At 44.2% G+C, this 26,119-nt stretch carries 23 protein-coding genes and 1 riboswitch; of the genes, 5 read left to right on the plus strand and 18 right to left on the minus strand.

Annotated features, from left to right (window positions below; translation table 11 throughout):
• Nucleotides 1-97: 97 nt before the first annotated feature.
• Nucleotides 98-209, minus strand: a riboswitch (TPP riboswitch).
• A gap of 98 nt (nucleotides 210-307) precedes the next feature.
• From Q5H80_RS19235 to Q5H80_RS19255, 5 genes are all read right to left on the minus strand, one after another.
• Nucleotides 308-1,225 carry a DMT family transporter gene (locus tag Q5H80_RS19235; protein WP_304569684.1) on the minus strand — a complete coding sequence of 306 codons (918 nt, stop codon included), beginning with the start codon at nucleotides 1,223-1,225 and terminating at the stop codon, nucleotides 308-310.
• Nucleotides 1,226-1,310: 85 nt separating this feature from the next.
• Nucleotides 1,311-2,039 (minus strand): AraC family transcriptional regulator, encoded by a 729-nt coding sequence (locus Q5H80_RS19240; RefSeq protein ID WP_304569685.1) that lies wholly within the window; start codon nucleotides 2,037-2,039, stop codon nucleotides 1,311-1,313.
• Between the two features lie 174 nt (nucleotides 2,040-2,213).
• Nucleotides 2,214-3,242, minus strand: coding sequence for a DUF4382 domain-containing protein (locus Q5H80_RS19245; protein WP_304569686.1), 1,029 nt, complete (start codon nucleotides 3,240-3,242; stop codon nucleotides 2,214-2,216).
• Between the two features lie 422 nt (nucleotides 3,243-3,664).
• Nucleotides 3,665-3,916 carry a DUF2999 family protein gene (locus Q5H80_RS19250; protein ID WP_004731647.1) on the minus strand — a complete coding sequence of 84 codons (252 nt, stop codon included), beginning with the start codon at nucleotides 3,914-3,916 and terminating at the stop codon, nucleotides 3,665-3,667.
• A gap of 129 nt (nucleotides 3,917-4,045) precedes the next feature.
• Complete coding sequence (locus Q5H80_RS19255; RefSeq protein ID WP_304569691.1) at nucleotides 4,046-5,143, minus strand: ElyC/SanA/YdcF family protein; 1,098 nt, start codon at nucleotides 5,141-5,143, stop codon at nucleotides 4,046-4,048.
• Nucleotides 5,144-5,639: 496 nt separating this feature from the next.
• Here Q5H80_RS19255 and Q5H80_RS19260 point away from each other — a divergent pair, with 496 nt between their 5' ends.
• From Q5H80_RS19260 to Q5H80_RS19270, 3 genes are all read left to right on the plus strand, one after another.
• Nucleotides 5,640-6,314 carry a glutathione S-transferase family protein gene (locus Q5H80_RS19260; protein WP_304569692.1) on the plus strand — a complete coding sequence of 225 codons (675 nt, stop codon included), beginning with the start codon at nucleotides 5,640-5,642 and terminating at the stop codon, nucleotides 6,312-6,314.
• 356 nt (nucleotides 6,315-6,670) lie between these two features.
• Nucleotides 6,671-7,894, plus strand: a complete 1,224-nt coding sequence (locus Q5H80_RS19265) for a hypothetical protein (protein ID WP_304569693.1) — start codon at nucleotides 6,671-6,673, stop codon at nucleotides 7,892-7,894.
• On the plus strand, nucleotides 7,891-8,337 hold the full coding sequence (locus Q5H80_RS19270; RefSeq protein WP_304569694.1) for a DUF2079 domain-containing protein: 447 nt from the start codon (nucleotides 7,891-7,893) through the stop codon (nucleotides 8,335-8,337). Before Q5H80_RS19265 ends, Q5H80_RS19270 begins: the two co-directional genes overlap by 4 nt.
• An 87-nt stretch (nucleotides 8,338-8,424) precedes the next feature.
• Here the strand turns inward: Q5H80_RS19270 and Q5H80_RS19275 are convergent, their stop codons facing one another.
• The 5 genes from Q5H80_RS19275 to Q5H80_RS19295 all read right to left on the minus strand — a co-directional run bounded on the left by Q5H80_RS19275 (nucleotide 8,425) and on the right by Q5H80_RS19295 (nucleotide 14,000).
• Nucleotides 8,425-9,468 carry a GMP reductase gene (locus tag Q5H80_RS19275; RefSeq protein WP_102280676.1) on the minus strand — a complete coding sequence of 348 codons (1,044 nt, stop codon included), beginning with the start codon at nucleotides 9,466-9,468 and terminating at the stop codon, nucleotides 8,425-8,427.
• Nucleotides 9,469-10,354: 886 nt separating this feature from the next.
• A complete protein-coding gene (locus Q5H80_RS19280; RefSeq protein ID WP_304569696.1) occupies nucleotides 10,355-10,792 on the minus strand; it encodes a PAS domain-containing protein in 438 nt (145 codons plus the stop codon).
• A 1-nt stretch (nucleotide 10,793) separates the two neighbouring features.
• Entirely contained in the window at nucleotides 10,794-11,798 is a 1,005-nt protein-coding gene (locus Q5H80_RS19285; RefSeq protein WP_304569698.1) for a response regulator, read from the minus strand.
• Nucleotides 11,799-12,180: 382 nt separating this feature from the next.
• Nucleotides 12,181-12,426, minus strand: a complete 246-nt coding sequence (locus tag Q5H80_RS19290) for a hypothetical protein (RefSeq protein ID WP_009844815.1) — start codon at nucleotides 12,424-12,426, stop codon at nucleotides 12,181-12,183.
• A gap of 221 nt (nucleotides 12,427-12,647) precedes the next feature.
• A complete protein-coding gene (locus Q5H80_RS19295) occupies nucleotides 12,648-14,000 on the minus strand; it encodes an MATE family efflux transporter (RefSeq protein WP_304569701.1) in 1,353 nt (450 codons plus the stop codon).
• A 100-nt stretch (nucleotides 14,001-14,100) separates the two neighbouring features.
• Here Q5H80_RS19295 and Q5H80_RS19300 point away from each other — a divergent pair, with 100 nt between their 5' ends.
• Together Q5H80_RS19300 and Q5H80_RS19305 are read left to right on the plus strand one after the other, a co-directional pair.
• A complete protein-coding gene (locus tag Q5H80_RS19300) occupies nucleotides 14,101-15,111 on the plus strand; it encodes a LysR family transcriptional regulator (protein ID WP_304569703.1) in 1,011 nt (336 codons plus the stop codon).
• A gap of 42 nt (nucleotides 15,112-15,153) precedes the next feature.
• Nucleotides 15,154-16,053, plus strand: coding sequence for a DMT family transporter (locus Q5H80_RS19305; RefSeq protein WP_304569705.1), 900 nt, complete (start codon nucleotides 15,154-15,156; stop codon nucleotides 16,051-16,053).
• 226 nt (nucleotides 16,054-16,279) lie between these two features.
• Here Q5H80_RS19305 and Q5H80_RS19310 read toward each other — a convergent pair whose 3' ends face one another.
• From Q5H80_RS19310 to Q5H80_RS19345, 8 genes are all read right to left on the minus strand, one after another.
• Nucleotides 16,280-16,699, minus strand: a complete 420-nt coding sequence (locus Q5H80_RS19310) for a VOC family protein (protein ID WP_304569707.1) — start codon at nucleotides 16,697-16,699, stop codon at nucleotides 16,280-16,282.
• 418 nt (nucleotides 16,700-17,117) lie between these two features.
• On the minus strand, nucleotides 17,118-17,504 hold the full coding sequence (locus Q5H80_RS19315; protein WP_009844806.1) for a hypothetical protein: 387 nt from the start codon (nucleotides 17,502-17,504) through the stop codon (nucleotides 17,118-17,120).
• Nucleotides 17,505-17,655: 151 nt separating this feature from the next.
• Entirely contained in the window at nucleotides 17,656-18,420 is a 765-nt protein-coding gene (fecE, locus tag Q5H80_RS19320) for a Fe(3+) dicitrate ABC transporter ATP-binding protein FecE (RefSeq protein WP_304569708.1), read from the minus strand.
• Between the two features lie 2 nt (nucleotides 18,421-18,422).
• On the minus strand, nucleotides 18,423-19,394 hold the full coding sequence (locus tag Q5H80_RS19325; protein WP_304569709.1) for an iron ABC transporter permease: 972 nt from the start codon (nucleotides 19,392-19,394) through the stop codon (nucleotides 18,423-18,425).
• Entirely contained in the window at nucleotides 19,394-20,428 is a 1,035-nt protein-coding gene (locus Q5H80_RS19330) for an iron ABC transporter permease (protein WP_304569711.1), read from the minus strand. Before Q5H80_RS19330 ends, Q5H80_RS19325 begins: the two co-directional genes overlap by 1 nt.
• Nucleotides 20,425-21,402 (minus strand): Fe(3+) dicitrate ABC transporter substrate-binding protein, encoded by a 978-nt coding sequence (locus Q5H80_RS19335; RefSeq protein WP_304569713.1) that lies wholly within the window; start codon nucleotides 21,400-21,402, stop codon nucleotides 20,425-20,427. The genes Q5H80_RS19330 and Q5H80_RS19335 overlap by 4 nt, the downstream gene beginning before the upstream one ends.
• 87 nt (nucleotides 21,403-21,489) lie before the next feature.
• A complete protein-coding gene (locus Q5H80_RS19340; RefSeq protein ID WP_304569715.1) occupies nucleotides 21,490-23,613 on the minus strand; it encodes a TonB-dependent siderophore receptor in 2,124 nt (707 codons plus the stop codon).
• 223 nt (nucleotides 23,614-23,836) lie between these two features.
• Complete coding sequence (locus tag Q5H80_RS19345) at nucleotides 23,837-25,873, minus strand: TonB-dependent siderophore receptor (RefSeq protein ID WP_304569717.1); 2,037 nt, start codon at nucleotides 25,871-25,873, stop codon at nucleotides 23,837-23,839.
• Nucleotides 25,874-26,119 lie beyond the last annotated feature (246 nt).

The raw sequence follows: 26,119 nt of genomic DNA on the forward strand, positions 1-26,119 counted from the left end.
TGTCGCTCCTACTATCTTACAAGACGCAGGAGAACGAACACTGATCGAAGGAGAAGTCGCATTAGGCTCATGAAGGGGCTTCATGGGTGCAGACGTAGATCTAGTGCTTATAGTTCCCTACGCCAGTGTTAACTGAATCAGGTTCAACGGGTCTCGACTAACGATCTCAGCAAACACCAAATAAGGTATATGCCCCCCGACTATTGATAGCGATAATAACAGCACTCTTAAAACTGAGATACTCATTTTATTCAATTATACTAATTACGCATGAATAAATTTCAATTAGGCTCTATAAAACAAATGTTTACAACACTCTTTTAGCTGGCTTCGACTGTATCAACAAGCACAGCACAATCAGAGACATACCTAGCCAGCCTGTAAAAGGAATCAGCTCACCGACAACACAGACGGCAAGCACCGCTGCAACTACCGGTTCAAACAGAGTCAGCAGATTTGCGCTACTCGCTGTGACATGGCGTAAACCAAAACTGAAGGCGACATAACCCAAACACTGCGGAATTAACGTCAGATAACTAATGACTAATACGTTGGTCTGCGAGGAAAACAGGTTATCACCAGTAAACCAGAGCGTTGGCAGCAACAACATCGCACCGAGGCCAAAAATACTGCCCATCGCCGCTTGTGACTTAATCCCTTTATCGATCAGTGCTTTGGTCGCCCAAGAATAAATGGCGTAACACAACCCAGCGAGCAAACCCAAAGCAATACCTAATAGCTTGAGATCATCACCGGATTCATTCGTCGTTGAAGATTCGGAAAACACCAACAGCCCAATACCCACCACACCAATCGCAAAGCTAGTGAGCCAACGTCGGTTGATATTATTTTTTTTGCTGATAAGACACTCTAACAGTGCCGAAAAGAAAGGCGCGGTAGCAATCGAAACGACTGTACCAATCGCAACACCAGATAACTTCATGGATGAATAGAAAGCCAAAGGATAAACCGCCAAAGCCAGTGCACTCACCGCTAGCAATTTCTTGTTCAGCAAAAGCTTGTCGAATGCGGATAGGATCTTTCGAAACGCTAAACCCGCTTGCATTAGGCCACCGACGCCCATAGAGAAAGCACCAATCGCTAATGGGCTGAGATCAGGCGCAAAACTTGCGGCGGTGCCTGTCGTGCCCCATAAAATAGAAGCAAACAAGATAGCTAAAGTGCCCGTTTGGAATTCGTTAACGCGATTGATGGCAAGATTCATTTCTATTACTCAATTTTCAGTTCTGAAATAGATAATAGTGAAGATTGATATAAGTTAGTTTGCCGAAAGGACGCTATTATTGTTTCTAAAGACTTTCTTTCATGGAGCCTAGAAACGCCCTTGGAGACATTCCAAAGTGCTGAGAGAAGCGTCGACTGAACGCAGACACATCAGTATACCCAACGTTTTCAGCGATCAATTGGACAGGCAAATCGGTATGGGTTAACAAGGCTTGAGCTTTCTCCATACGATAGCGAGTGATGTATTTAAGCGCACTGATCCCCAGGCATTCTTTGAAGCGTTTTTTAAATTGAGTGGGACTCAAACAGGCCGTTTCAGCAAGTTGTGAAATGGATAACGGCTGGGTGTAGTTATCCGCAATCAACCTTTGTACCGCACGGATTCGAGGGTCGATGCTCTTGCTGACTTGTTGTTGCTCTAACAGCAGTGAAAACACATCCAAAACTGATGACTCAATGCCACTATCGACCTGATACTCCAGCTGCTTCTCAACAAACAGCAAGAAGCTCATCAAAGGTGGCGTTATCGTGAAAACCGAGAGCTCATGCTCTAACAAGTGCTGCGGCAACTCTGCCATATCTGCGACAATAAACCGCGCGGCTTCATCCGCCTTAAACGCATGCGCTGTGGTTACCGGAATCACCACACATTCTCCCACGGCCACTTTGCCTACATACCCCACCATTTCGATATTAATACTGCCTTGGATCGGCAATACCAATTGATGATGGTCATCATGAGCATGAGTATTAAATTGCTTGGTGTAAGATCGAATGCTTAAGCTAGATTTCATGAGCAACGCCGGAGTACATTTCGCTAGGTTAAAGTAAGAGATACAAAGTTACATTATCACTTCCCTTGAGTCACACTCAATGCTCATCAAATTCATGCTAGCTAGGTAACGTGATCAAAAACGGCCTCCAAATAAGAGGCCGTATTTATTCGAATGCTAAATCACGTTAAAGATTTAAAACGATACTTGGCTGTTCTGACCAATAACTACCTGAACACTATTTTCAACAGCATAGATTACAAAACCATCAGCAACCGGATCGGCATTGTCTTCATCACTGTCATGTTGTGCTGTACAGGTATAGCCTAAAGAGTAAGTACCTGGATCAATGAAGCCCAGAGAAAACTCATAGTTCGTCTGCGCTTTATTCAATGTCACTGACGCTGAAGTGATCGGTTTTTTCTCCGCAGGACCACCAATTGGTGCCATGTCAGCTTTAACGATGTCACCTTCATACAAATAAACCGATTGAACGAAGGTATTGTCATTTGTAGGGTTACAAGCTCCAAAAGTTGTTGTCGCTACAGTACCTTCAATGTTTCCTGTCTCAACCGTATTGATAAGGCTCACAGACGTTCTTTGAATGGTGTAATCAGGGAGACTTGAACTGTTCTTTAAGCCGCGTCGCAGATCGAACTCAACAACAAAATCGTTACTCTGTTGGTTCACATTGAATGAGTTGTTAAAATACAGCACACCAGTGCTATCTTCTTTACCCACACCTTGCGGACACGCACCTTCACCTTTCACAGTTAACTGACGGTTCGTATCATCGTTTTCTATAACGTAAGAAGGTGTTGTTGGGTGGTCACCATCATGGGCAAACACACACAACTTATAACTGCCAACCGGGATGACCTCATTTTTGATCAAAGGAAGTGCATCGCTACCTTGGTAATCCAATAAATTAACACTAAGTGGAATAGGATCCTCACCATCTGGCAATGGGTCACCGTTTTTGTCCACGTAGTTACCGTTTTCGTCCGTTTTATACACGTCATAAACCAATGGCGTACCTCCCTGCCCCGGAAGTAAAGCCACCTTACTGAATGTCACAGTGACGTCTTTCACATTATCAATGGGCGCATCACTTACGCTCAATGTAATGGGTGTCGTGCTGCTTGATGAACCTGAATCACCGCCACAACCAACAAGCCCAGCCAGCACAAGGCTTGCTAAAGCGGTTTCCTTTAAATACTTCATAATCAATTTCCTATAAATCACTGCTCAATAAAGGGCTTATTTGAGTGCCCTCTTATTCTTTTCCTTAATGTGACTCATAGATAAACCGCGCTTATGGCCAAAATCAGTTAGCCCTGTTATTTAAGGCTTTCTTCATCCAAAAACTCTGTTCATCAAGGTGCACATATCAGGTCGCACATAGGTTAATTAAGTCTAGTAAGTAAATTGTCAGTAGTCGCACGTATTTGGCAAGGTTGCTGTCAATTGTGTTGAAATGATCGGTATGTATAGGGTCGGAGAGGATGATTTTAAGTAACTTGATCAAAGTGAATAATCGCCACCAAGATCAAAAAAGGTCGTTAAGACAGCCTATTGCTGAACTTAAACGACCTTTTCATTGAATTTTGATGAAGCTAAGACGATATCAGCTCAGTCAAACTCACTTATTTTTGAAGTTGCTCTTTAGCGGCTTCAACCTTAGAAAAATCTAGGCCAAGCTCTTCAACTGCTTCTTTGATTAGCGCAGGGTTTTGCATTACCTGACCCATCAGCATTTGAAGCTTATCTTGTGGTAAACCAAGTTGGCTGATTGTCGCCATTGCTGCAAGAGGGTTCTCGGTCAACGTTTTGAATAGCTCGCTGATCTGCTCGTCGCTAATATTGTTCTCTTTCAACATTGCTAAAATCGGGTTCATTTTTTTGCCTTTGAAACACTAAATTAAGTAGGAGCACAGCATACCATCTAGCTGTGCTCGATTGTACTAGCAAGTGACGCTTTGGTTTAACGCGAGCTGCGCTTTCTCAAACCCAAATAATGCTTGGGCTTAACGAGATTCCAGTGGGTAAGAGCGGTAGCTCCACATGCCATACGTTCTAAGAGCATCACGGTAGATGCCTAGAAGCTCACCACTGCTCGCTTTCTTAAGATCTTCTAGCGGCTTGTCTGGGTAAGAGACCGTATCGAAGGAAATGCCCTGAGGGCCCGTTTGCCAGCTAGCAATTTCAAACAGAGTTTGACCACGACGAACATGGCTTGCCGAGCTAATAATAGTCGCGTGTTTAATATCATGACGAGCAAGCGCATAGCTACTGAACAAGGCATTACCTACCGTGCTGGTCGCGTAGTTCTCTTCAATGATACGATCTTTGCTTACCCCTTTTTCGATAAGCCAATCCGCCATTAACTTGCCTTCTGTCTTATGGTTCTTAGGCACGCCGCCGGTTAACACGATCATCGCGTCTGGGTTAGCTTTCGACATTGCTAATGTCGTTTCAAGACGTTCAATCAAGATTTCATGCATAGAACCATCAGGGTTAAGCGCGTAACCCAAAGTGACGATGGCACCGTGGTCACTCAACAGTCCCTTATCTGCAGACTCTTTAAGCGGTGTTTCTAACACGCGGTCGACCGTTGCAAAAATACGTTTGATGTCTTCTGCTTTACCTTTGTTCAGGCTTTCCAACTTCTCCATGTGCTTATTCGATTCACTTTCATTGCCTTCAAATCGCTGCCAAACCGCTAGATACGCATGAAGGTCGACATCGTCTGGCGCAACCGTCAGTGCTTGTTCAAACAACTCAATAGCGCGTTCTGCGTTCTTGTTGTAGATCTGAGCGTTCGCAGCCGAGATCAGCAAGTCCGTACGGTAAGGTTCCAGCTTGTACGCTTCTAACAATCGGTTAGTCACAATTTCCATGTTGCTTGGCATTTTAGCCGTGAAGCCCGCGTGAGAAATTCTTGCCGGAGACTTAAACGCCTGCAACGCATCAAGAAGTAATTGGTCGACAACTTGTCGCTTAGTCACCAACTGCGCGTAATCTGCTGAAGCTTGTACTGCGCCATCGTTAGCGGCAAAAGAATAAGGTGTTGCGCCAAAAGCGAGCATGCCACCAAGAGCGAGGGCGATAATGTTCTTTTTCATGGAAAGATCCTGTGTCGTTAAGTGTTCACATCAGATTTGCTCCCCAATGTAAGCCCCCAAGATTAAAAAACCGTGAAGCACACCTGAATCTACAACGTTTATATTCATTTGTTGCATAAGGTATGGCAACAGATCACGATTTTGAACTTACCAATAAGCCTGTGTATTCAGATAATTCTGGTTTAAACCAGTGCTCAACGTTTTGTTGGAATATCTGACTGGGGATTTCATACGCCCTATCCCGCCACAAACCACCCATAACAAATCCGAACTCCACATAAAACAACGTATCAAAGAAGCAACTCTAAGCTAATTTTTTCAACAATTTAAAATTCAACACACTGAATCGCGCGATTTTACCCCTCGTTCAAATAACGAGGTCTTCAACACATAGATTTGGAATGTGAGTCTGCAGATTTTCAAATAACTCAAAACCAATCATTAAACGATCGTTCAAGTGGTGCTTTAATGAATTACCAATACAAGGAGTTACCCCATGCTTAAGTTCTATTTTCACCAAACACCAAACCCAATGAAGATCGCTCTGTTTCTAGAAGAGACAGGCCTAGATTTTGAACTTGTTCCTGTTGATACCTTAAAAGGCGAGCAACACACGCCAGAATATCGTTTAATCAATCCAAATGGCAAAACGCCTGCGATTGAAGACGAAGGACAACGTGTATTCGACTCTAACGCTATCCTACTGTACCTATCTGAGAAAACAGGCAAGCTTGGGGGACAACCAGAAGACAGAGCCGAACTGCTATCTTGGATGATGTTTATCGCGAGCGGCCTTGGCCCTTATTCAGGTCAATCGGTACACTTCCGTCATGCTGCTCCAGCAGGGTTAGATTACGCTGTGAACCGTTACCTACGTGAAGCGCAACGTCACTACGAAGTGCTAGAGAAACATATGGAAGGTCGTGAGTTTATCGTCGGAAATGAGTACACCATTGTCGATGTCGCGGCATGGGGTTGGATTGATAAAGCACCTTTCGTGCTTGGTGAAGAAGGCCTAGAACCTTACCCGAATTTGAAGCGCTGGTTCGATGCAATCAACACTCGCCCAGCTGCACTTCGCGCTCGCGAAACCAGCAAAGACGTTGAATTTAAAACCGAACGTGATGAAGAAGCGAAACGAGCACTGTTTCCTTCGAATTATGCGAAGTAGAAAAATTGAACGTTAATAGTTTAAGTCTCAAATAGAGAGAGCCGTTCACAATGCGGCTCTTCGTTATAAAAATTCAAAATTCATGCATATTGGATTTAAGAACAGCTATGAACGTAGGGTTATAAAAGCATAAAGATCTTAGCTGGAGGCTCCGTTTCATTTTCCCAAACCCTTTATCTACGATTTATGGATTTATACCTAACAAATCCCACATATCAACGAGCCCAATTAGCCCATGAAAGGGATGTGAGATCCTCCTCACTCATAATGATTTAGTTAAAATCACTATTCATTTAGTCTATTTTTTTTTCTTACACCAGTAGAATTTAAAACAAATTAAATCGGGTGTTAAAACAATGAGTGACAAGAAAAGTATTTTTCCAGAAGGTTCAATGGCTCATGAGGCTGAACTAACTAACAGATCAGCGATTAACTCTAATGCTGATGAGGACACATTTTTCCCAAAAACTTCTATGGCTTACCAGAACGAAGTCACAGCATCTCGTATTACACCAGGGATGGGGCAAGGCTTTTTACCACCCTTAAAGAAGTCTGGTTACATGCAGGCAACAACACAACAAAATGCGCCGACTCAAACTGCAAACATCGCCCCAGAAAATATGTATTGGCCTCCATATAATTTTACTGAAGGGGAATACATTAATACTAAGGTACTACCTGACAACACGTTAAGGACGCAATTACAAAAAAATCACACTGAAGTGATGCTTTTGACGTTAGAAGAAGCGTTTAAAGTACTCCAAAGTTGGGGTTGGATGGACACTAAAGATACTTGGAAATCAATCACTACCTCAACCGGAGCGCAAGTGATGATTAATTACGGAGTAAATGGAAAAGATGTTGTGACCACTTCAATGGTCATCGCACAATTTAATATTCATGGTCTAAAAGCTACGAAATTAGGATTAAAGGCTACTTTTGGCATGAAGATGTCAATGTATTTTAACAAAATCGGCACAGAGATGATCAGCCTGTCTGGTTACTCAGGTTTAAGGAGGATACTGACCGGGACAACTTACAGATTAGACAACCCCAAAATAGTACAGCTAGGAATTGGAAAATATGGTCTCGCTAATTCAATTAAATCAGGTACGATTCTAACGTTTTACGTAGCTGCTGGCTTTAGGGTTATTGACTATATATTTAATGATGAGGTTTATTTGACGACTCTTATTGGCTCCTTGGCTACTGATATTGTGAAAATTGGAATAGCTTCGTTAGTGGCTAGTATAGCTGGAGCGATTGCATTAGCAGCAACATCTTTCGTTGCGGCTCATTTAGCCGCAGTGGTAGTTGTTGGCACTCTCGCTGCATTTGCACTTAATGAATTAGATGAACACTATGGAATAACTCCACAGGTTATTGAGTTGTTGGAAAAAGCTCAACAAGAAGCAGTAAAAAAAGGCAGAGAGCTGCAAAGGGAAATAAAGAACGGAATATTAGACACGACTGAAATGCTTATCGAGGGTACTCTAGAAACGGGTAAAAAAGTCATCGAAGCTGAGCTAAAGCGTTTCATCAAAAGATCCATTAACGAGTTAGTTTTTAAACCAATATGAATATAAAACCCTTTGTAAATAAACTTAAAAGAGTTTGCACCCTCGTAGCAGGAGTCATAATTTTTGCGACTATCACTGTGTACGCACTCTATACGGGATGCTTAAATATTTTAGAGTTTGGGCAGCCTATAGGTGAGGTCGAAACATACTCACGATTCAACTTATCCCTTTTTCCTATGGGAATTTTTACACTTGTAATGACCATTATAAGTATTTTCTATATTATTACAGGGGAACGTTGGGAAGACAGATATGGTGGAGTGCTACCATTATCTTCATTAGTATTCGTCGGAATTGCGTTAATTTTAACACTCATGACCCCTTCGATTTACGAGTCAAAGTATGAAGAGGCAGGCCTCAAAGCATGCTCTGGTATTCCAACGTCTTACCTTCCTTTTTTGGGTAAGAAATTTGCCGTTGAACCATCACTTTGCAGAAAATAACGATACGTATTGAGCTGTCTAACAACCACACAAAAAAAGAGCCGCAAAAGCGGCTCTTGATTTTCAAACTATTCGAACTCGTTCAGATTACTCTTTACCGAATACGTTGTTCTCTTGCTCTTGTACACGGATGAAAGTCGTACGCTTAGTTAGCTCTTTAAGCTTTGCTGCGCCTACGTATGTACAAGTTGAACGTACACCGCCAAGGATGTCAGAGATAGTGTTGTGAACTGAACCACGGAACGGAAGTAAAACAGTTTTACCTTCTGCAGCACGGTACTTAGCAACACCACCTGAGTGCTTGTCCATGGCCGACTGTGAAGACATGCCGTAGAACTTCATGTATTGCTTACCGTCTTGCTCTACTACTTCACCGCCTGACTCAGAGTGACCAGCTAGCATGCCGCCTAGCATTACGAAGTCAGCACCGCCGCCGAACGCTTTAGATACGTCACCCGCACATGAACAGCCACCGTCACCGATGATCATGCCGCCAAGGCCGTGTGCTGCGTCGCCACACTCGATGATTGCAGAAAGTTGAGGGTAACCTACACCTGTTTTAACACGAGTAGTACAAACAGAACCAGGGCCGATACCAACCTTAACAATGTCTGCGCCAGCTAGAATTAGCTCTTCAACCATGTCACCCGTTACAACGTTACCTGCAGAGATAACTTTAGTCGGGAATTCAGCACGTACTTTTTGTACGAACTCAACAAGGTGCTCTGAGTAGCCGTTAGCGATATCAATACAGATAAATACAAACTCTTCGCTAAGAGCCATGATTTTCTTAACTTTCTCGAACTCAGCTTCAGACGTACCTGTTGAAACAAATACGTTGTTCAGTGTTTTCTTGTCTGCTGTTTTAGCGAACTCAGCCCACTGCTCTACTGTGTAGTGCTTGTGTACTGCAGTCATAACACCGTGCTCTGCTAGAGCAGCTGCCATTTCAAAGCTTGCTACCGAATCCATGTTCGCTGCAATTACTGGAGTACCAGACCATTGACGACCACTATGCTTGAATGTAAAATCGCGGGTTAACTCAACTTGAGAACGGCTTTTGAGAGTAGAACGCTTCGGGCGGAATAGTACATCTTTGAAGCCTAACTTAAGTTCTTGTTCGATACGCATGATAATTTGTCCTGTAATCATATTACGTGTCGTGCGTTTTCGGTAAGCGTTGGCAGACGCTTTACTGAGTTTCGGACACAAAAAAACCGGAGCGTTGGCAGACGCTCCGGTTTTCAGCATTATAGGTCGTAATTTAGTAACAGCAAGTCTGATATTTCACTTTTTTTTATGCTATCCTCTCGAAGATTCCATACCTGCTAAAACCTCCCTTTCGCTACTTCCCTACTAAATTCTTACTAATTAATAACTTAGCCAAACATTCACGCAAACGCTGTCGGTTTGTTGCGCAATCGTTTTCTTCCATATATCACTCAATACCCACCACGTTACTCAAAACCGCAAAGAAAGTGCCTCGAAATCACATAAAAATCACACTTTTATCCAACAAAAAAATGTCTTTTTTCTTAAATAAATTCGTTTTTTTCCAAAAATTTATTTGTTTTCGAGCAAACCCGGCAATCTCATCACCTTGTCAGTTAGTCCTAACTTGGAAAAGCATGATGTCATTGGTTCAATCTAGAGGTCGATATTCACTTAGTTTCGATAATTCACAGCGAACGTTCTACTAAATCCCACACTAAAGTCGGCACTTTATAAACTACCCACTCTCAAAAACGCGCTGCTTTATTGCATTGTTGTCCATCAGGTTGGATTTATTCAGCAAAGAACTTCGAACAAATTGAATGGGGTAACCTGAAAAACTGCGTAGATACGAGAGTTAGCGTTATTGAGAGTTGGCGGTACATAGACTTAATAGTTCAAAGCCTAAAATGACTGATTTGAAGAGTAGACAACAAAAAATGGCTAAGGTGATTAACCTTAGCCATTTTTATTCGATGTTTTGAATTGTTCTTTACAAGCTATGAGTATCGAATTAAGACAGGTGCTAATTCTTTTGAGAGCCTAACGCTTCTGCGGTCGCATCTTGAATAGACAAGAACAATGACGTGATTTGGCCAGTAGGCGAACGCATCGGGTTTAGCGTCACATTCTGGTACATGAAATCAGCTTGTTGAGTAACAGGGCGAACATTGCGGCACTTGAACAGGTAAGGTCTTTGTGGCCATGTAATAAAGCTGCGACAACCTAAATCATAGACTGGCTTGGTTTTCAGCCTAAACCACTCTTCTGGGATTTCAGGGAATAACTCAAAGATCGACTTACCGATAGCATCATGTGATTGCTTACCGCTATGGTGAGTCATGAAGCCATTCCAAACTTGCACCTCAAAATCGCGATTAATCACCACCAGCCCCATGTCGACGTTCTGAACCATGTCCACCATCCAGTGGAACTGTTCAAATTCAGCAGGAAGATTCAACATATTAAAACTCCTCCATTAGGTAGGCCAATTTATTATCTAGAAGTGGCAAAGATTCATCAACAAACATGAATAGAAGGTCACAACGGATTGAAGTGCCGTCTATGTTATAGCTGACTTCGAAAGTCATCGTTTTCTTGAATGAGCCGCCGGTATTTTCAATAACGGAATCGATTGAGATGTGTTGACCCAGCAACACCGGAGAGCTCTGGAAGAAACGAACTTCTGACTGCTCACCTAACCCATTCAGGAATGAACCCACAAGGATGTTAGATACATCCATCAACAGCTCTAGTTCTTCTAACTGTTCGCTTTCTGTTGGCACCTTCATGAGCTTTTTAAGATCGCTCACACTGGAATCACTCAGCAAGACTAACGCTTCACCTGCAATACCTTCTCCACTAAAGCCTTGGCAAACACCCGACACTTGGTCGTTGTCTGCTAAGTCGCGAAGTGCCATGTGCAATTCACTCACTTCCAAAATATTCACGTTCGGTAGTGGTAAATGGACAAATACATCAAAATGGCGCGCCAGTGCATCGGCGGCGCGGCCGATTGCTACGTTCGCCACTTCCATGTAGATATCGCGTCTACGTAGTATTGGAAGATCTAAAGCGGTAGGGGTAACCACCTGAGGCTGCGTTGGCGGCTCAACAAGTTCACGTAAAATGCCTTTTAACGCTTCTTTATCGATCGGTTTTTGTAAAAACGCTTTAGCACCAAGCTCCATAACCCTCTGCTGCGCTTTTGGCTGGATGTCACCAGAAACAACGACAACTGGTGTGTTATCACCTAAGCGTTGCATCTCTTCCAATGTGCCATAGCCATCTAGCTCTGGCATGGTCAAGTCGAGGAACATCAGTTTAAACTGGTTTTGAGCTAACTCTTCAAGTGCATTAAGCCCATGAACAGCAAAAGTTATATCTGCATTTAGAGAACTAGGCAGTGATCGAGCCATCTGCTTCCTTGCTAATGCAGAATCATCACATATAAGAACTGGGAACGACATAAATGCACCACCGACAAATTAAAGCTAATTTCGAGGAGTGTAACAGATCATTATCGTATCAGGTACGGGGTGAATGAATTTATATGTAGATTATTAGTCAGATTGATGGGAAAAGCGGATATTCGATTATCTCTGATTATTCTTTATGAAAAACAATATGCTACAGAGATAGTAACAAGCCATTTTATAAAGTAATTGCACTATTTCATGAAATGACTGCGGTAATTTATAGAATAACAGCCTTAATAAGTAGCCTATTAAGGCTAGACTTGCCGATTCACGCAACAGCCATACATGTTTGCTCAACTATACGTGTTGATCGCCTACTACGCGTTTATCAGGTTGACGTTTTTATCCGTTTTACATAATGAGTACAAGGGAGCTAAAACTGATATGTAGGCCATAGAATCAGTAATGCGAAACGAATAACCACAGCAAACACCAGTAAAGCGATGCCCAGACGGTACCATTTGTATTCCGCAATATTCATTGGGATACGCTTATAAAACATAGTAATCACGCCTTTCCAATCACTACTGCGTCTTCCGTACTGCATCATGCTCGTCAAAACAAACAGAGCACCAAGTACTAGCATTCCTTTCTCAGCCCAAAACAATCCAACTTCCATTTGTATTTTCCTTGATAAAACGGTGAGCGACTTAAATCATTCTAGCTACCTTTGCTTACGGTTTCTGTAAGACCAAGGTCTAAATTACGAAGTACGCAATTCAGGGCTTATAGCCCATTGTTGGTAATTAGAAACTGGTAACTGATAACTGGTAATTGATAGTTCTCGGTCAGCATTACAAAGTTCAAGGTTCCATGGTAAAGGCGAGCATCACAAGCAGATCACGAATAAACATGAGTCGAGAGATCCGGAGATTTACTGTTCTTTTGAATGACACGCATCAGTTGGATAAGCAGCAGAATACCTGTCACACCTAAACCAACACCGATTCCGCCCCAGATCCCTGCCAATTCAAACTTAGACATCAAATACCAAGCCGCGGGCAAACCAAATACCCAGTAACCAATGGCTGTCATTACGGTTGGCATTGAGACAATCTTCATCCCTCTCAACAGATTAATCGCCAATAACTGCCAAGCGTCTACAATAAAGCACAACGCAACCACCCAAATAACAGAGGCCAATAGCGAAGTCATTGCGCCCGTACCATCGTCTAGCTTGAAGATAGACGCGATCATTTCCGGCCAGAGGATGAACACGGCAGACAAGGCTACGCTCAACACCGACACCAATATAAAGCTTAGAATCGAGGTTCTTTTGATGCCTTCGTAGTTACCCGCACCGAAATCACGGCCAACCAAAATCGCCGCTGCTTGTGAGAAACCGAAATTGAAGTTCCAAGTAAAGCTTAAGCATTGCAGCAGGATTTGGTGCAATGCTAGAGAAGCAATACTGATCGTTCCCGCCATCAGAGTTCCGCCGTATATCAAGCCATGTTCAAGTAACGCAGCGAGCCCAATAGGCAAACCCATCATCAATAAAGGGCTCATTAACTTGATTGAATACTCTTCTGTGTTTAACCAAGGGGCGAACTGCTTAAACTCATCTCGCTTGAATACCCACACCGTGTACCCAACCATCACGATAAAGGCCGCGATAGCCGTACCTAGCCCTAAACCGGTTAAACCCATGTCTAATTGGAAAGTTAAGAAGTAGCTCACTGGCACATTCAGAATTACGGTGATAATAGACATCACCAGAATAGAGCGCACATTACCAAACGCACTGGTTAATCCACGTAGTACCAACAAAATAAGCGAAGGCAGCATCACCCATTTCAAGGCATGCACATATTCCATAGCTAAAGTAATCACTTCTTGGGGCTGTTTTGCTGCCTCTAATACCAACGGAGCAAACCAAAAGCTAGCCATTAAGGTCACACTCAGCACAAATGCCAACATGGTGGCACCTTTAACGGCTAATCTAATTTGTGTGTTACCAAACTCAGGGCGAGCCACTCGCTGACCATAAGCGATCGCAATCAAGTTCGCGACACAACCCACGGTGCTGCTCGCAATAATAAAGATAAAAAAGTAGATAGAGGCGCCTAAGCCACCAGCCGCAAGGGCTGATACACTGATACGCGACATCATCCAAACATCAGTAAGGACTAAAGCCATGGAGATCAGCTGTGAAATGATCAAAGGGAATGCGAGTGTGAGTATTTTTTTCATGAGCGCCTCAGGTAATTTCGCCCAAAATACGATCGATGAGGCTGGCGTTCAATTGATAAATTTGCGACTCTAACATTCCATAAACTCATGCGAACGAATTATGACCCCATATCCTAGCTTGCCATCATCCCATAATGGCTTAAAAGCCTTCGAAGCTGCAGCAAGGCTGATGAGCTTTACTCTGGCCGCCGATGAGCTGCATGTAACACAAAGTGCGATCAGCCGTCAGATTAAACAGCTTGAAGATGAGTTAAACGCATCATTGGTTATTCGTAAGCATCGAGCGATTGAATTAACAGAACAAGGTCACGATTTGTATGTGGCTTTACGTGAAAGCTACGCCAATGTCGAAACGGTTATTGCTTCTTGGGGTGAGCCAAAGCAGAAACGTATTGTGATCAAAGCGACCTTGAGTTTCGCGACGCGCGTACTGATCTCTAAAGTCCGGGAATTAAACGAGCGTTATCAAGATTATGAGATCGTCATTGTGCCTGTGATTGAGGAAGACGAATCGATCAACAGCAGCGAATATGACCTACTGATCTTCCACACGCGCTTCAAAAAACGCTATGACAAGGCACCAAACATCACCTTCTTACGTGAAGAGTTTATGGCGCCGGTCTGTTCTACTAGTTTAACGAATTCTGCCAGCTTAAATAATTCTACCAACTTAACGAATAAAGATACTGACCTCGATTCGATCTTAACCTTACCAAGACTCCACCCGACCTTAGATCATCACGACTGGAAAGTGTGGCTGGCTGATGTCGAGTTCCCACCGAAAAAGCCCGTTAGAAATACCAGTTTCTTGTCTTTGGATATGGCACTCAGTGCTTGCTTGTCAGGTGAAGGCGTCACGGTGACGGATTTACTGTTAGTTTTGCAGGATCTACAACGGGGCTTCTTGTACTGCCCTAAGGATGCAAAGATTCAACACAGTGCTTGGACTTACTTCATGCACCAGCGTACACACACACCTATCATCAATGACCTTATTGAATGGCTGAGGGAAGAGACAGCCAAAGAGATCGAGTTGCTGAAATCACTCGCACAGCAATATCAGTGGTTTGGTGTAATAGAGCAAGACAAAGGCTTTGGTCGACTCTCTTAAATTAAGCTATGATTCCCCTTCCCTCACCCGATTGATATTTTTATGCCTTCTTTCTCTGTTTCAATGATCCCTGTTGGGGTTAGGTTCATGATCCTCTCCGCTTTTGGGTTCGCACTGATGTCTGCTTGTGTGAAATACATCAGCAACTACGGTATACCTGTATTTGAAATTGTTGCAGCAAGGGCATTGGTCTCTTTGATCATCAGCTATATCGATGTGAAACGAAAAGGCATTTCGATCTGGGGTAATAACAAACCACTCTTGTTTGTGCGTGGTGCTGTCGGTACTGCGGCGTTAATGTGTGTTTACTACGCCGTAACCACCTTGCCACTAGCAGAAGCGACCATTCTACAATACGTACATCCCGTGTTTACCGCGTTGCTTGGCGTGTTGTTCTTAAAAGAGCGCGTGCAAAAGTCGACCATGATCTGCATTGCATTCTGCCTCGCGGGATTGCTGGTGATGGTACAACCAAGCATGAACAGTGGCGCAAATAGTGAGTTACCCATGTTCAGCATTATGGTGGCGTTATTGGGCGCGTTTGGTAGCTCAATTGCTTATGTGATTGTGAGAAAGCTTAGCCAAACTGAAGATAGCTCGGTGATCATCTTCTATTTCCCGCTGGTTGCTCTTCCAATCTCAACAGCCCTGATCTGGAACGACTTTGTATGGCCGAGCTTATTCTTAACCATTATGTTGGTTCTAGTCGGGATTTTTACTCAGATAGGCCAATACGGTTTAACCAAGGCGATGCAAACTCAAGCTGCCGGTAAAGCTTCGGCTTACTCATACGTTCAAATCGTATTCTCAGCGCTGTTAGGCGTGTGGATCTTCAATGAGATACCATCAGTTTGGACTTACCTAGGTGGTGGTCTAATTGTCACGGGCGCACTCATTAACGTGTTTGGCAAACAGTTGTTAGTGCCATTCAAGGCTAAGTAGCTAAGTAACCAACTAAGCGACTAAGCAACTAAGCAACTAAGCAACTAAGCAACTAAGCGACTAAGCGACTAAGCGACTAAGCGACTAACAGAGTAAATATCAGTTAGCCAATCAGCTAATAGATCTAAAAGAGCATTGCGGAATATTCCACAATGCCCTTTTCTATAAATGTCCTAGCACGTTTTCATGCTGCTAAATCGCAGTTATTATCTGAAATCGGGCATAATTAGCTCGTGGCATTGCGCAGCTTGGGATCATCACTCAAGTACTCTACAAATTCGATTTCAAAGCCCGCAGGATCCACAAAGTAAACGTTTTTGCGATAAGGTTCGTCGGCGCCGGGTTTGGCTATTGGGAAACCCGCATCAATAAGGCGCTCAATCACGCTTTCGATATTGTGAGTCACATAAGCAAAATGCGCGAGGCCGACAGAATGCCCTGCCAAATATCTATTTTCACCCTCGCCGTGATCGCTCAACGCGATGTATTGGTATTCATCACCAAAATGTAGCCAGTTACGTGGCTTGCCAGACCATTCCCCTTTCCCCTCATCACGTACATACCAATGAGGGAAAGCCGCTTTATAGAAAGTCAGCATCTCTGGGATATCTTTAACCACTAAATTTACATGTTCAAGTTGGATCATTCTTCTCTCCTTAAAGTATTCTCTTAAGCAACGTTGCATATCCTAATACCTAAAGTTAAGTTGAGGTAAAGGACTAATTTGCATTTATTTCGAGAACGTTTTTAGAGCCCAAGTTGTTCTGCTTTGACTGCATACCAACCTTGAGTTTAGACGACCTAATCCAATGTGACTCTCTGCCTTGTATGTATTTAGGTACTCTATCCAAGCCACATCTACCACAAAGTGCCCCAATTAAATGAATATTGTATCTCGGCCTCCTTCGGTAATCGCAATGCAGAGCCTGCGAGTAAGAATAATCAGGGTCGAGATATAAAAAAGGCGCTAACGAACTTCAATCCGCTAACGCCTTTAATCATTTGAACATCACACTGTATTAATGGATGTATCTACATTAATACTAGTACTTTAATACGAGTGCTTAGTTTGACTCTTCTTCAACATCGCAATCAGCACAGCACTGAAGAGCAATTTCATGTTCGAAGGTGATTGTATCTTGGCCTTCTTCTAGAAGTTCTGCTATTTCATCCGCGACTTCTTGCTCATCATCAGCTTCAATTCCGCTCGCTAACTCCTCTTCTGAATAACCGAAGAAATTCAGCAATAGGTACTCGCGAGCTTCGTCTTTGGTACAAACCACATTTGCTGAAAGATCAGGCGTAACTTCACCTTCCGCAAGTGTCTTTGTCACTTGCTCTAGAGCTGTATCTTTCATCGCAGGCGTTAACCAACCAAGATCAGTACTTACTGTCGTTTTTTTACAGTCGAAGCAAGGCAGTTGGTGAAAGTAGTATTGAAAGGTAGTCATAGGTAATTTCTTCTTTAAGTTTGTATAGCGAGATTATGCGCGTTTTATAGCAAAATACTATCTCAATCAACACCAAAGATTGATTCGCTCTGATTATTTTAACCAGATGCACAGCAAACCATACTGACAACTTTAATCACCTGTTATTTGCTTAAATCGCCACACACATCGGCGTATTGGATATAGGGTCACGAAATACGCTCGCTTTGAGATCGAAAACATCATTCAGCAATGTCTCGGTCATCACCTCATCGGGTGTGCCTTCAGCCACTAAACCACCTCTTTCTAAAACGATCAAATGATCGCAGTAACGGCTAGCTTGGTTCAGGTCATGGAGCACAACCACCACCGTTTTTCCCTTTTCATTCATCTGCTGCATCAAGTTCATTAATTCAACTTGGTGAGACATATCAAGATAAGTGGTCGGTTCATCCAACATCACGACATCTGTGTCTTGCGCTATTATCATCGCTATCCATGCTCTTTGACGCTGCCCACCCGACAGTGACTCAATCGGTTTATCAGCAAACTCAAGTACGCCGGTATCACGCATTGCCTGTTCCACAATCGCTTGGTCTTCTTGCCCTAACCTTCCCCAATGGGACACATAAGGAGAACGGCCATATTCAACCAATTTTCGGACCGAAATGCCTTCGGGGCTGACCAATATTTGCGGCAGAAGCGACAACGAACGCGCGAGCACTTTATCACCATAGCTCGACAATGGTTTGTCTTCAAATAACACCTCTCCTGTCACCTGCTTATTGATTCTGACTAACGTCTTTAACAAGGTAGATTTACCACACCCATTGGGCCCAATTAAGGCCGTAATTTTGCCCTTAGGGATGGACACCGAAAGGTTCGGTATGATCATTTGTTTGCCGTACGCGACGGAAAGATTCTGCGTTTTTAGCATGGTTACCAACCTCGATAACGATAGAGAAGAAAGATGAAATAAGGCGCGCCAATGACAGAAGTAAGTACCCCTGCAGGTAATTCAATCGGTGGTTGTAGACCTCTTGCCAAGCCATCGGCACAAGTAACCAGAATCGCGCCAACCAGAGCAGACGCCGGGATTAACAACTTATGATTATGCCCAAACAACAAGCGCGCTAAGTGAGGCGCTAATAAACCCACAAAACTGATCGTTCCAGCCACTGAAACGCTGACACTGGCAAGTAACACTGCGGCCAATAGTGCAAGAGCTTGTATCTGTTTTGGCTTAGTACCCAATGTGGTGGCACTTTCCTCACCAAGCCCCATCACATCCAATCGCCAAGCAAGCCAAAATGCCATTGGCAACAACAAGAGCAATGCTCCCCAAATAAAGGGAACTTGCTGCCAATTTCGTCCCCATAGGCTGCCGGTTAGCCATACCATCGCAGTGTTGATCTCGATAGGGTTAGTAACAAGCAAGAAGTCGATGCAACTCGCCAGAAACGCACTCACTGCAATACCAATCAAGGCCAACTTGGCGGGTGTTGGCCTTGACCACCATGCCAATAGCGCAATCAACCCGGCAGCAATAATGCCACCGAACATCGCCACCACAGGCAGTACGCTAACTGCCGTATTAGGGAACCAAACTAAACTCGCAGTCGCGGCAAGCCCTGCCCCAGCACTAATGCCCATAAGATCAGGCGATGCTAACGGGTTACGTATCACGCCTTGCACTAATACGCCGGATAGCCCCAACCCTGCGCCCACGCTTATCGCGAGTAACATACGTGGTAGCCGATATTGATGGATAACAAAGTCGTCACTGGAAAAGGCGACCAAATGTTCGATGACTTGAGGAATAGAAAGTGACGCTGCACCGACAAACAACCCCGCAGATGCCACTAATATGAGAATCCCTGATAACCAAACTATCTTAGTGTGATGGTGCATTAAGATCTCCTCGTCGCAATCAAAATAAAACAAGGTGTCCCAAGTAGGGCTGTAATAACACCAACGGGCGTTTCAGTCGGGAAAGCAATAGATCGTGACAATGCATCTGACCAAGACACTAATGCTGCACCAGCCATTGCGGAGATAGGAATCAGTAGATGGTAATTATGCCCAACCATGGGCCGAACCAAATGAGGAACCAACAATCCAACAAAACCAATGGGACCTGCGATAGCGACACTGGCACCCGCAAGCAACACGATAGCCAATCCACTCATGAGGCGAGTAAGCCGGATATTACTGCCCAACCCCACAGCCACTTCTTCACCAAGCGCCAATAAGTTAAGGTTACGAGCAAGGCTAACAGCTAGCACCAAACCAATCACTGCTGGCGGCCAAAGCTGTAGCCACTGTCCATCATCCACGCTAGACAATGAACCAGTAAGCCAATGCAGCACGCTATAAGCCATATCATCAGCTAGAATCAGCGCTGCTCGAGTCAACCCAACCAATAAAGCAGTAATGGCGATACCCGCTAGAACCAAACGTAACGGATGAGAACGTTCGGAGAAGAAGCCACCGAGGAGCATCACGGCACCACCGCCTAGCAATGCACCAAGAACGGCATTAAGGATCGGGTTTAGCTCACTAAACACAGGAATGCCTATCGCAGCTAAAGCCATAAAACAGGCTGCGCCAGCGTTAATACCTAGAATTGATGGAGACGCAAGTGGGTTACGTGTTAACCCCTGCATCAATAGCCCTGCAACCGCTAAGCTTGCACCAATCAATAACCCGGCGTGAGCTCTTGGAGCTCTAAGTGTCGCCAATATTTGATGAGTCATATTGCTCTCATCAAACGCAAACCAATAGTGAACTAAGTCACTCAATGTTAGGGAGAAATTCGACCAACCTAGCATAGAGGCCACGTAACCAGACATTGCCAAACACGACACTAAGACCGTATATAACGTGACTCGCCACGACACTATAAGCGAACGTCGCTTACCTTTAGAGAGCAGCATCAAACTCATGAACGATCCAAGATCTGCTCTAGATTTTTCGCCATTTGTTCTGCGGCCAACATGCCTCGATTCAATGACCATAGTGCTGGTGACACTTCTACCACTTGTTGATTCTTCGCGGATGTTAATACATTAAACAGTGGGTTTTTCTGCCAATCATCAACGATATTTGGATCTGAGTAAGCACCAAGAAGCAACCAGTCAGGATTCGTTTTCAACAACAACTCAAAGCTGGTTGGCAAGTACGCCTTGTCTGTCGGCTCCACTATTGGGCTTGCAATACCTAATGTGGTGAGTACACCTCCGGCATAGGAAGCAGGGCTATGTAGCCACATTCCTTTTTCCGACACAACAGCAAATTGGACAGTTTGTTTGAGTGAGAAATGACTTTTAAATTCCACCATAGCTTGTTGATGTTGGTGAATTCTTTGTTCCATTGCCGATTGCTTATCGAGGGCGATACCAACCTTAAGCGCAGATTCCAAATTCTCTTGATAAGTTTCTCCACGGCTTTTGAGCAGCAGAGTTGGTGCGATTCGCTGTAGATCTTGATAAACCGTACGGTGACGCTCTGCATCGGCGATGATCAGATCGGGCTTTAATACCGCAATGGCCTCTAGACTAGGCTGTGAACGCATACCAACCGATTTCCATGGTTGCACTAATTCACGCACCGCCGGAATCACTCGCGAAGCATCATTGTCATCGGCAACGCCGACCGGAGACACGCCTACCGCAGCTAATGCATCGACAAATGAGAACTCCAACACCACAACGCGTTGCGGGGTAGTCGCGATCTCAAACTGACCTTGCTCATCTTGAATGATCCTCGTTTTTGCTGAACTGGAGAATGAGAACAAGCTTAAAGCCAACAAAACTAAGGCTATCGCTATCCTGCTGAATAAAAAATCCCTTTTGAATGACAGCAGTCCGTTCGGCAGCAGCAATTGATTCGAAAATGAAAGTCGAGAGCTGTTTTCCATATTTATTTTTCCTTAAACACTAGAACCGTGAAAGTCGCCAATAATATTGGCGACTTATATTCGTTATTATTTTTAATAAATTACCGATTAGAACTGATAGTTCAGATCCAAAGTGTATGAACGCCCTGGCGCTGGATAGCGGCCAACCGGACTGGTATCAATGCCGCGGAAGTAGTAGTCCTCAGCAAACAAATTGTTCACTGCAACATTCATACGTAACTTACTGTTTTCATCCTTATACAAGTCTGAGCCTAGGTTTAAGTTCCATACCATGTAAGCAGGTACTTTGCCTTTCGCACCCGTTGCATCTTCAGCACTGGTATTGGCATTGTCAGAATAAGACTCACTGAAATAGTAACCAGATAAGGTCGTATCTACCTTGCTAAAGGCGTAAGTCGCATCCCAGCTAAGTTGATGCTCCGATGTGTAAGGAAGTTGCTTACCTTTGTTTGCACCCTCTGCCTCTATCGTCGCATCCAAATAGTTATAACCCGCGCCTAAACTCAGAGCTTGCATAGCCTGCGGAACATAACGACCTGAAAGCTCAATACCTTGATGAAGCGTTTTACCAATATTGTCAAAGGTCTGCGTTCCGCTTTGCCATTGGAGTTGGTCTTCAAAATCAATGCGGTAGAGCGCGACATTAAAGCTAGTTGAATCTTGATTGTAACGAGCACCCAACTCGTAGTTCCATGCTAGCTCACTGCCCTCTTCACCCTTGCCTCGGATGTAAGCGATTTGTGGTGCGCGCAAAGATTTCTGCGCATTGGTGTACCCAACCCATTGCTCAGTTAAATGGTATGCCACGGTTAAGCCCGGCAACCACTCCGTCACTTTGTTGTCTGTACTCTGTGCTGTACCCTTATCATTAAAGGTCATATCAATCGATTCGTAACGAATACCTGGAGTAACCTTTAGCACGTCGTTAAACAGGCCAACTTCGTTGCTGATGTAACCTGCGAATGCATCGGTATTCAAGTTCCAATCACGTGGCACTTTTGTTACTCCGCCAGCAATTGGCGTTTGCGTTAGCTTGTAATCGATATCTTCATTTACATAGCGAGCACCTACAATCAAGTTTTGCGTCACCGTATTACCGTCAAAGTACATCGCTAACTTAGGTTCCACACCATAAACAGCGAACTCACGTGGTGAGGTGCGAATATCTGTTGATGGTAATGCTGGATCAGCCCAGTGACCGCCTGCGCTATTAAAGCCCCATTGGAAGAAACGCTCAGACTGGTGACCGAATGTCAGAACCTCTAACTCTGCGCCATCTGCAATATTCAAATCATGCAAATACTTCAGGCTCCAACGTGTTGATGTGCCTTTGTATTCGTCATATGGTCGCTTCGATTGAGTACGATCTTTCTGGTAATCTTTTGGCGATAAAGCGCCCGGCATTTGGGTGTCGGCATCGTAACGCTGAACGAATGCTTGTAGCTCCTGGGTATCGCTGAGTAACCATTGCAACTTCGCTTGGAAGTTTTTTACATCCGTGTCGGAGTGCTCGCGGAAGCTTTCACCTTTTAGGAAGTTACCTTCTACTTGAAGTGCAAGCGTATCGGTTAACCAACCACCCGTGCGTAGGTAAAAATCGTTAAGCGGTGTATTACCATCTTCAAATACGGTGAAACGATTACTGATTTCCGTTTGCCACTCGTGTGGAATGGGCTTAGTCACCAAGTTGATCACACCACCCACGTTATTTGGCCCGTACTGCACAGCCGCACCACCGCGTACGATATCAATTCGATCCAGCATCGATAGCGTTGCTGGAAAAATAGATTGTCCGGTATGACCATAAGGCGCAAGAGTCAGTGGTACACCATCCATTAGAAATTGAGCATGACCACTGCGGCTCGCTTTCAAGCCACGTACCGAGATGTTAGGTAGAACACCGGTACCGGTTTCATCTTGAACCTTAATGCCAGGTACACTTTGAAATGCTGAATCAATCGAAAGAGCGGCGGTCTTTTTAATTTGTTCGTTAGTTAGAACGGTACGCGCTCCCGGATACTCTTTAACATCCTCTAATTCTGAATTACCGATCAAACTTCCCGTCACTACAACCGTTTCCATGGTCGTCGTTTGCGGATCAGACGCTGCGAATGCACTCATGGAAGTCACTGAAGCGATGGCTGTTGCAAGTACGGTCAAGCGAAGCTTATGTTGCGCGTGGGGTTTACCATCCAAATTCTGGTAAGGCATGAAAATCTCCTAAGTAGGCAAATTAGGGTCAAAGGCTGTGCTTTTAGGTTATGCCAACGCTTTGACCCATTGGGCTAAACGACCTCAAAATGAGGCCAGCTGTTCACTCACTCGTAGCGAACAAATCAAATTTTTTGGAGTTGAAATAGCTCTTAGTCACGTACTAGCTCTTAGAAACGTAATAACGCTTAGAAATTAACGACTCTTAGAGCTGAACTCGCTTTTAGAACTGATAGCCGTAGCTGAGCATGAATTCAGCTGGCGCGCCGTAGCCAATCTGATTAGTGCCCGACTTACCACTGGTTGCCCCAAGAATGTATTTCTCGCCAAGTACGTTATAAGCGTTCGCTTGAACTTTGTGACGACCCGTGGTGTACGCTGCCATTAAGTCAACAGTGGTGTAATCGCCTAATGCGACAGCTTCATTGTTACCCGCGTAGCGGTCCCCTACGTATTTCACACCACCGCCCAAACGCCAGTTTTCGTATAATTGGTAAGTACTCCAGAGTGAGAACAGATGATCAGACACATCATTCGGCTTTTTGCCTGTATCTTTATCTTCTGCATCTAAGTAGCTATAACCAACTGAAATATCCCATAGCTCTGTAATCTGACCGCGAGCTTCCAGTTCAATACCTTGGTGACGTGCTTCAATCTTATTAATAACGTCGCCATTAATATTGGTTTGTGGTTGTTCTTGATCAATTTGGAAAATAGCGGCATTGAGCATCAAGGCGTTATCGAGTAAGTAAGCTTTCGCACCCACTTCTTTTAGATCGGTATGGAAGAATTCAGCCAGTTTAGGGTTGATATAAATACCGGAATAAGGCAATTGCCACGAACGAGCTAAGCTCGCGTATACCGACATATCGTTGTTGATTCGGTAGACCAAACCACCGCGGTAGCTCACTTTGTTATCGTCTAGGTTCTCTTGAGCTTTACCGGCTTTTTGCTGTTCAAGATCCATCGAGTCATAACGCACATTACCTATCACCGATAAATCACCCAAGGTGTAAACATCTTGAAGGTAGATACCCGTCGTCGTCGTTGTGTTATCACGGAAAGGCTTGAAACCCGGATCAGGCGTTGCTCCTACGACAGGGTTATAGATGTGCTTCGGAGGTAAGGTTTTATCGCTTGCTAGCGTTAAATCGATATTGATCTGGTTATAATCCGCACCAATCATCATTTGGTTAGAATCAGTTTCCCACACTAACTCGGATTGCATCGTCGTTGTGGTTCGAGGGTCATAACCGAAATTGTTCACGGTTTGAGAAACTTTATCCCCCGTTACAGTACCTTGACGCGTCCCCTTTTGCTCAAGTTCGATATGATTGTATGCCGCTCGGTTTGTCCATACCCACTCGCTATTCAAGCGCCATTCATAATTAATGCCAACACGCAGGCTATCGGACTCTTGATAATCGTTAGTGCCACCGTAGAAAGAACTCTCAGAGACATCAACAGGTTTGCCATTTTTAGATGGGACACCACGATATGGCACCAGCTCTTGGTGTGCATATTCGACATCTAAGTCAACGGTATGCCCTTCAGCTGGCAGCACTCGAATGGTTGGAGCGATAAAGAAATCATTAGAATCGACATGGTTTACATACGAATCAGCCTGTCGGTGTTCCAGGTTAATACGTCCATTTACCTTATCTGAAAACGCCATTGAGCTATCCACCTGCCCTACAAATTGGCTGTTACTGCCAACACTGCCGTTCACATTGGTAAAATTGTCACCATTCGCTCGTTTGGTGAGTAAGTTAATGATGCCGCCAGCAGAGCCCCTACCATACAGAGCACCTGCAGGGCCTTTTACCACTTCAACACGCTCAATATTGGATAGGCTTCGATACGACTGTAAAGTTCCATCATCACGCATGCCATCGCGATACATGTCATTCAGCGCATCAAAACCACGAATAACGAACTGATCTCGACTGCCTTCACCTAAGGTATTATTGACACCAGCAACACCATCAAGAGCATCCACTAAACGGACCGCACCACGGTCTTCCATCTCTGTTTTAGTGACCACTGATACTGCTTGTGGGACATCTAGCCATTCGACATCCGTTTTAGTACCCGACTGCGGCATATGCTCCGCGTAACCCTCATACTGATGACCAATAACTTGCAGAGTTTCATCCACCGTTACTTCTTCTGAAGCCATTACATTCGACACGGTAGCCACTGTGGTTAATGCACCTCCAATTGCCAAGGCGAGGGGGGTGAAAGCCAATCTAACGTTCATATTCTAATTCCGGTTAAGTTTATAAATCACAACGGACGCGAATAAGAACAAATATCATTTATATTTGCAATATATATTTTCCCGCCCACCCCTCCAGCACGATATGCAACATTGCTATTTACAAAATAATCAATAAAAACAAGACCATAAAAAAACAAACCTCCTAAGACATTGGATAATGTCGTATAAAAGTAGGTAAAAGCGAGGTTCGACGATTGAGAATACTCAGAAAAAAGACTTTTCGAG

This window comes from Vibrio sp. SNU_ST1 (assembly GCF_030563405.1).
Classification (GTDB): domain Bacteria; phylum Pseudomonadota; class Gammaproteobacteria; order Enterobacterales; family Vibrionaceae; genus Vibrio.

What these genes read in the sequence shown, in the direction of transcription:
- Q5H80_RS19235 (WP_304569684.1), bottom strand. Translation starts at nt 1,225, where the DNA reads ATGAATCTTGCCATCAATCGCGTTAACGAATTCCAAACGGGCACTTTA.
- Q5H80_RS19240 (WP_304569685.1), bottom strand. Translation starts at nt 2,039, where the DNA reads ATGAAATCTAGCTTAAGCATTCGATCTTACACCAAGCAATTTAATACT.
- Q5H80_RS19245 (WP_304569686.1), bottom strand. Translation starts at nt 3,242, where the DNA reads ATGAAGTATTTAAAGGAAACCGCTTTAGCAAGCCTTGTGCTGGCTGGG.
- Q5H80_RS19250 (WP_004731647.1), bottom strand. Translation starts at nt 3,916, where the DNA reads ATGAACCCGATTTTAGCAATGTTGAAAGAGAACAATATTAGCGACGAG.
- Q5H80_RS19255 (WP_304569691.1), bottom strand. Translation starts at nt 5,143, where the DNA reads ATGAAAAAGAACATTATCGCCCTCGCTCTTGGTGGCATGCTCGCTTTT.
- Q5H80_RS19260 (WP_304569692.1), top strand. Translation starts at nt 5,640, where the DNA reads ATGCTTAAGTTCTATTTTCACCAAACACCAAACCCAATGAAGATCGCT.
- Q5H80_RS19265 (WP_304569693.1), top strand. Translation starts at nt 6,671, where the DNA reads ATGAGTGACAAGAAAAGTATTTTTCCAGAAGGTTCAATGGCTCATGAG.
- Q5H80_RS19270 (WP_304569694.1), top strand. Translation starts at nt 7,891, where the DNA reads ATGAATATAAAACCCTTTGTAAATAAACTTAAAAGAGTTTGCACCCTC.
- Q5H80_RS19275 (WP_102280676.1), bottom strand. Translation starts at nt 9,468, where the DNA reads ATGCGTATCGAACAAGAACTTAAGTTAGGCTTCAAAGATGTACTATTC.
- Q5H80_RS19280 (WP_304569696.1), bottom strand. Translation starts at nt 10,792, where the DNA reads ATGTTGAATCTTCCTGCTGAATTTGAACAGTTCCACTGGATGGTGGAC.
- Q5H80_RS19285 (WP_304569698.1), bottom strand. Translation starts at nt 11,798, where the DNA reads ATGTCGTTCCCAGTTCTTATATGTGATGATTCTGCATTAGCAAGGAAG.
- Q5H80_RS19290 (WP_009844815.1), bottom strand. Translation starts at nt 12,426, where the DNA reads ATGGAAGTTGGATTGTTTTGGGCTGAGAAAGGAATGCTAGTACTTGGT.
- Q5H80_RS19295 (WP_304569701.1), bottom strand. Translation starts at nt 14,000, where the DNA reads ATGAAAAAAATACTCACACTCGCATTCCCTTTGATCATTTCACAGCTG.
- Q5H80_RS19300 (WP_304569703.1), top strand. Translation starts at nt 14,101, where the DNA reads ATGACCCCATATCCTAGCTTGCCATCATCCCATAATGGCTTAAAAGCC.
- Q5H80_RS19305 (WP_304569705.1), top strand. Translation starts at nt 15,154, where the DNA reads ATGCCTTCTTTCTCTGTTTCAATGATCCCTGTTGGGGTTAGGTTCATG.
- Q5H80_RS19310 (WP_304569707.1), bottom strand. Translation starts at nt 16,699, where the DNA reads ATGATCCAACTTGAACATGTAAATTTAGTGGTTAAAGATATCCCAGAG.
- Q5H80_RS19315 (WP_009844806.1), bottom strand. Translation starts at nt 17,504, where the DNA reads ATGACTACCTTTCAATACTACTTTCACCAACTGCCTTGCTTCGACTGT.
- fecE (WP_304569708.1), bottom strand. Translation starts at nt 18,420, where the DNA reads ATGCTAAAAACGCAGAATCTTTCCGTCGCGTACGGCAAACAAATGATC.
- Q5H80_RS19325 (WP_304569709.1), bottom strand. Translation starts at nt 19,394, where the DNA reads ATGCACCATCACACTAAGATAGTTTGGTTATCAGGGATTCTCATATTA.
- Q5H80_RS19330 (WP_304569711.1), bottom strand. Translation starts at nt 20,428, where the DNA reads ATGAGTTTGATGCTGCTCTCTAAAGGTAAGCGACGTTCGCTTATAGTG.
- Q5H80_RS19335 (WP_304569713.1), bottom strand. Translation starts at nt 21,402, where the DNA reads ATGGAAAACAGCTCTCGACTTTCATTTTCGAATCAATTGCTGCTGCCG.
- Q5H80_RS19340 (WP_304569715.1), bottom strand. Translation starts at nt 23,613, where the DNA reads ATGCCTTACCAGAATTTGGATGGTAAACCCCACGCGCAACATAAGCTT.
- Q5H80_RS19345 (WP_304569717.1), bottom strand. Translation starts at nt 25,873, where the DNA reads ATGAACGTTAGATTGGCTTTCACCCCCCTCGCCTTGGCAATTGGAGGT.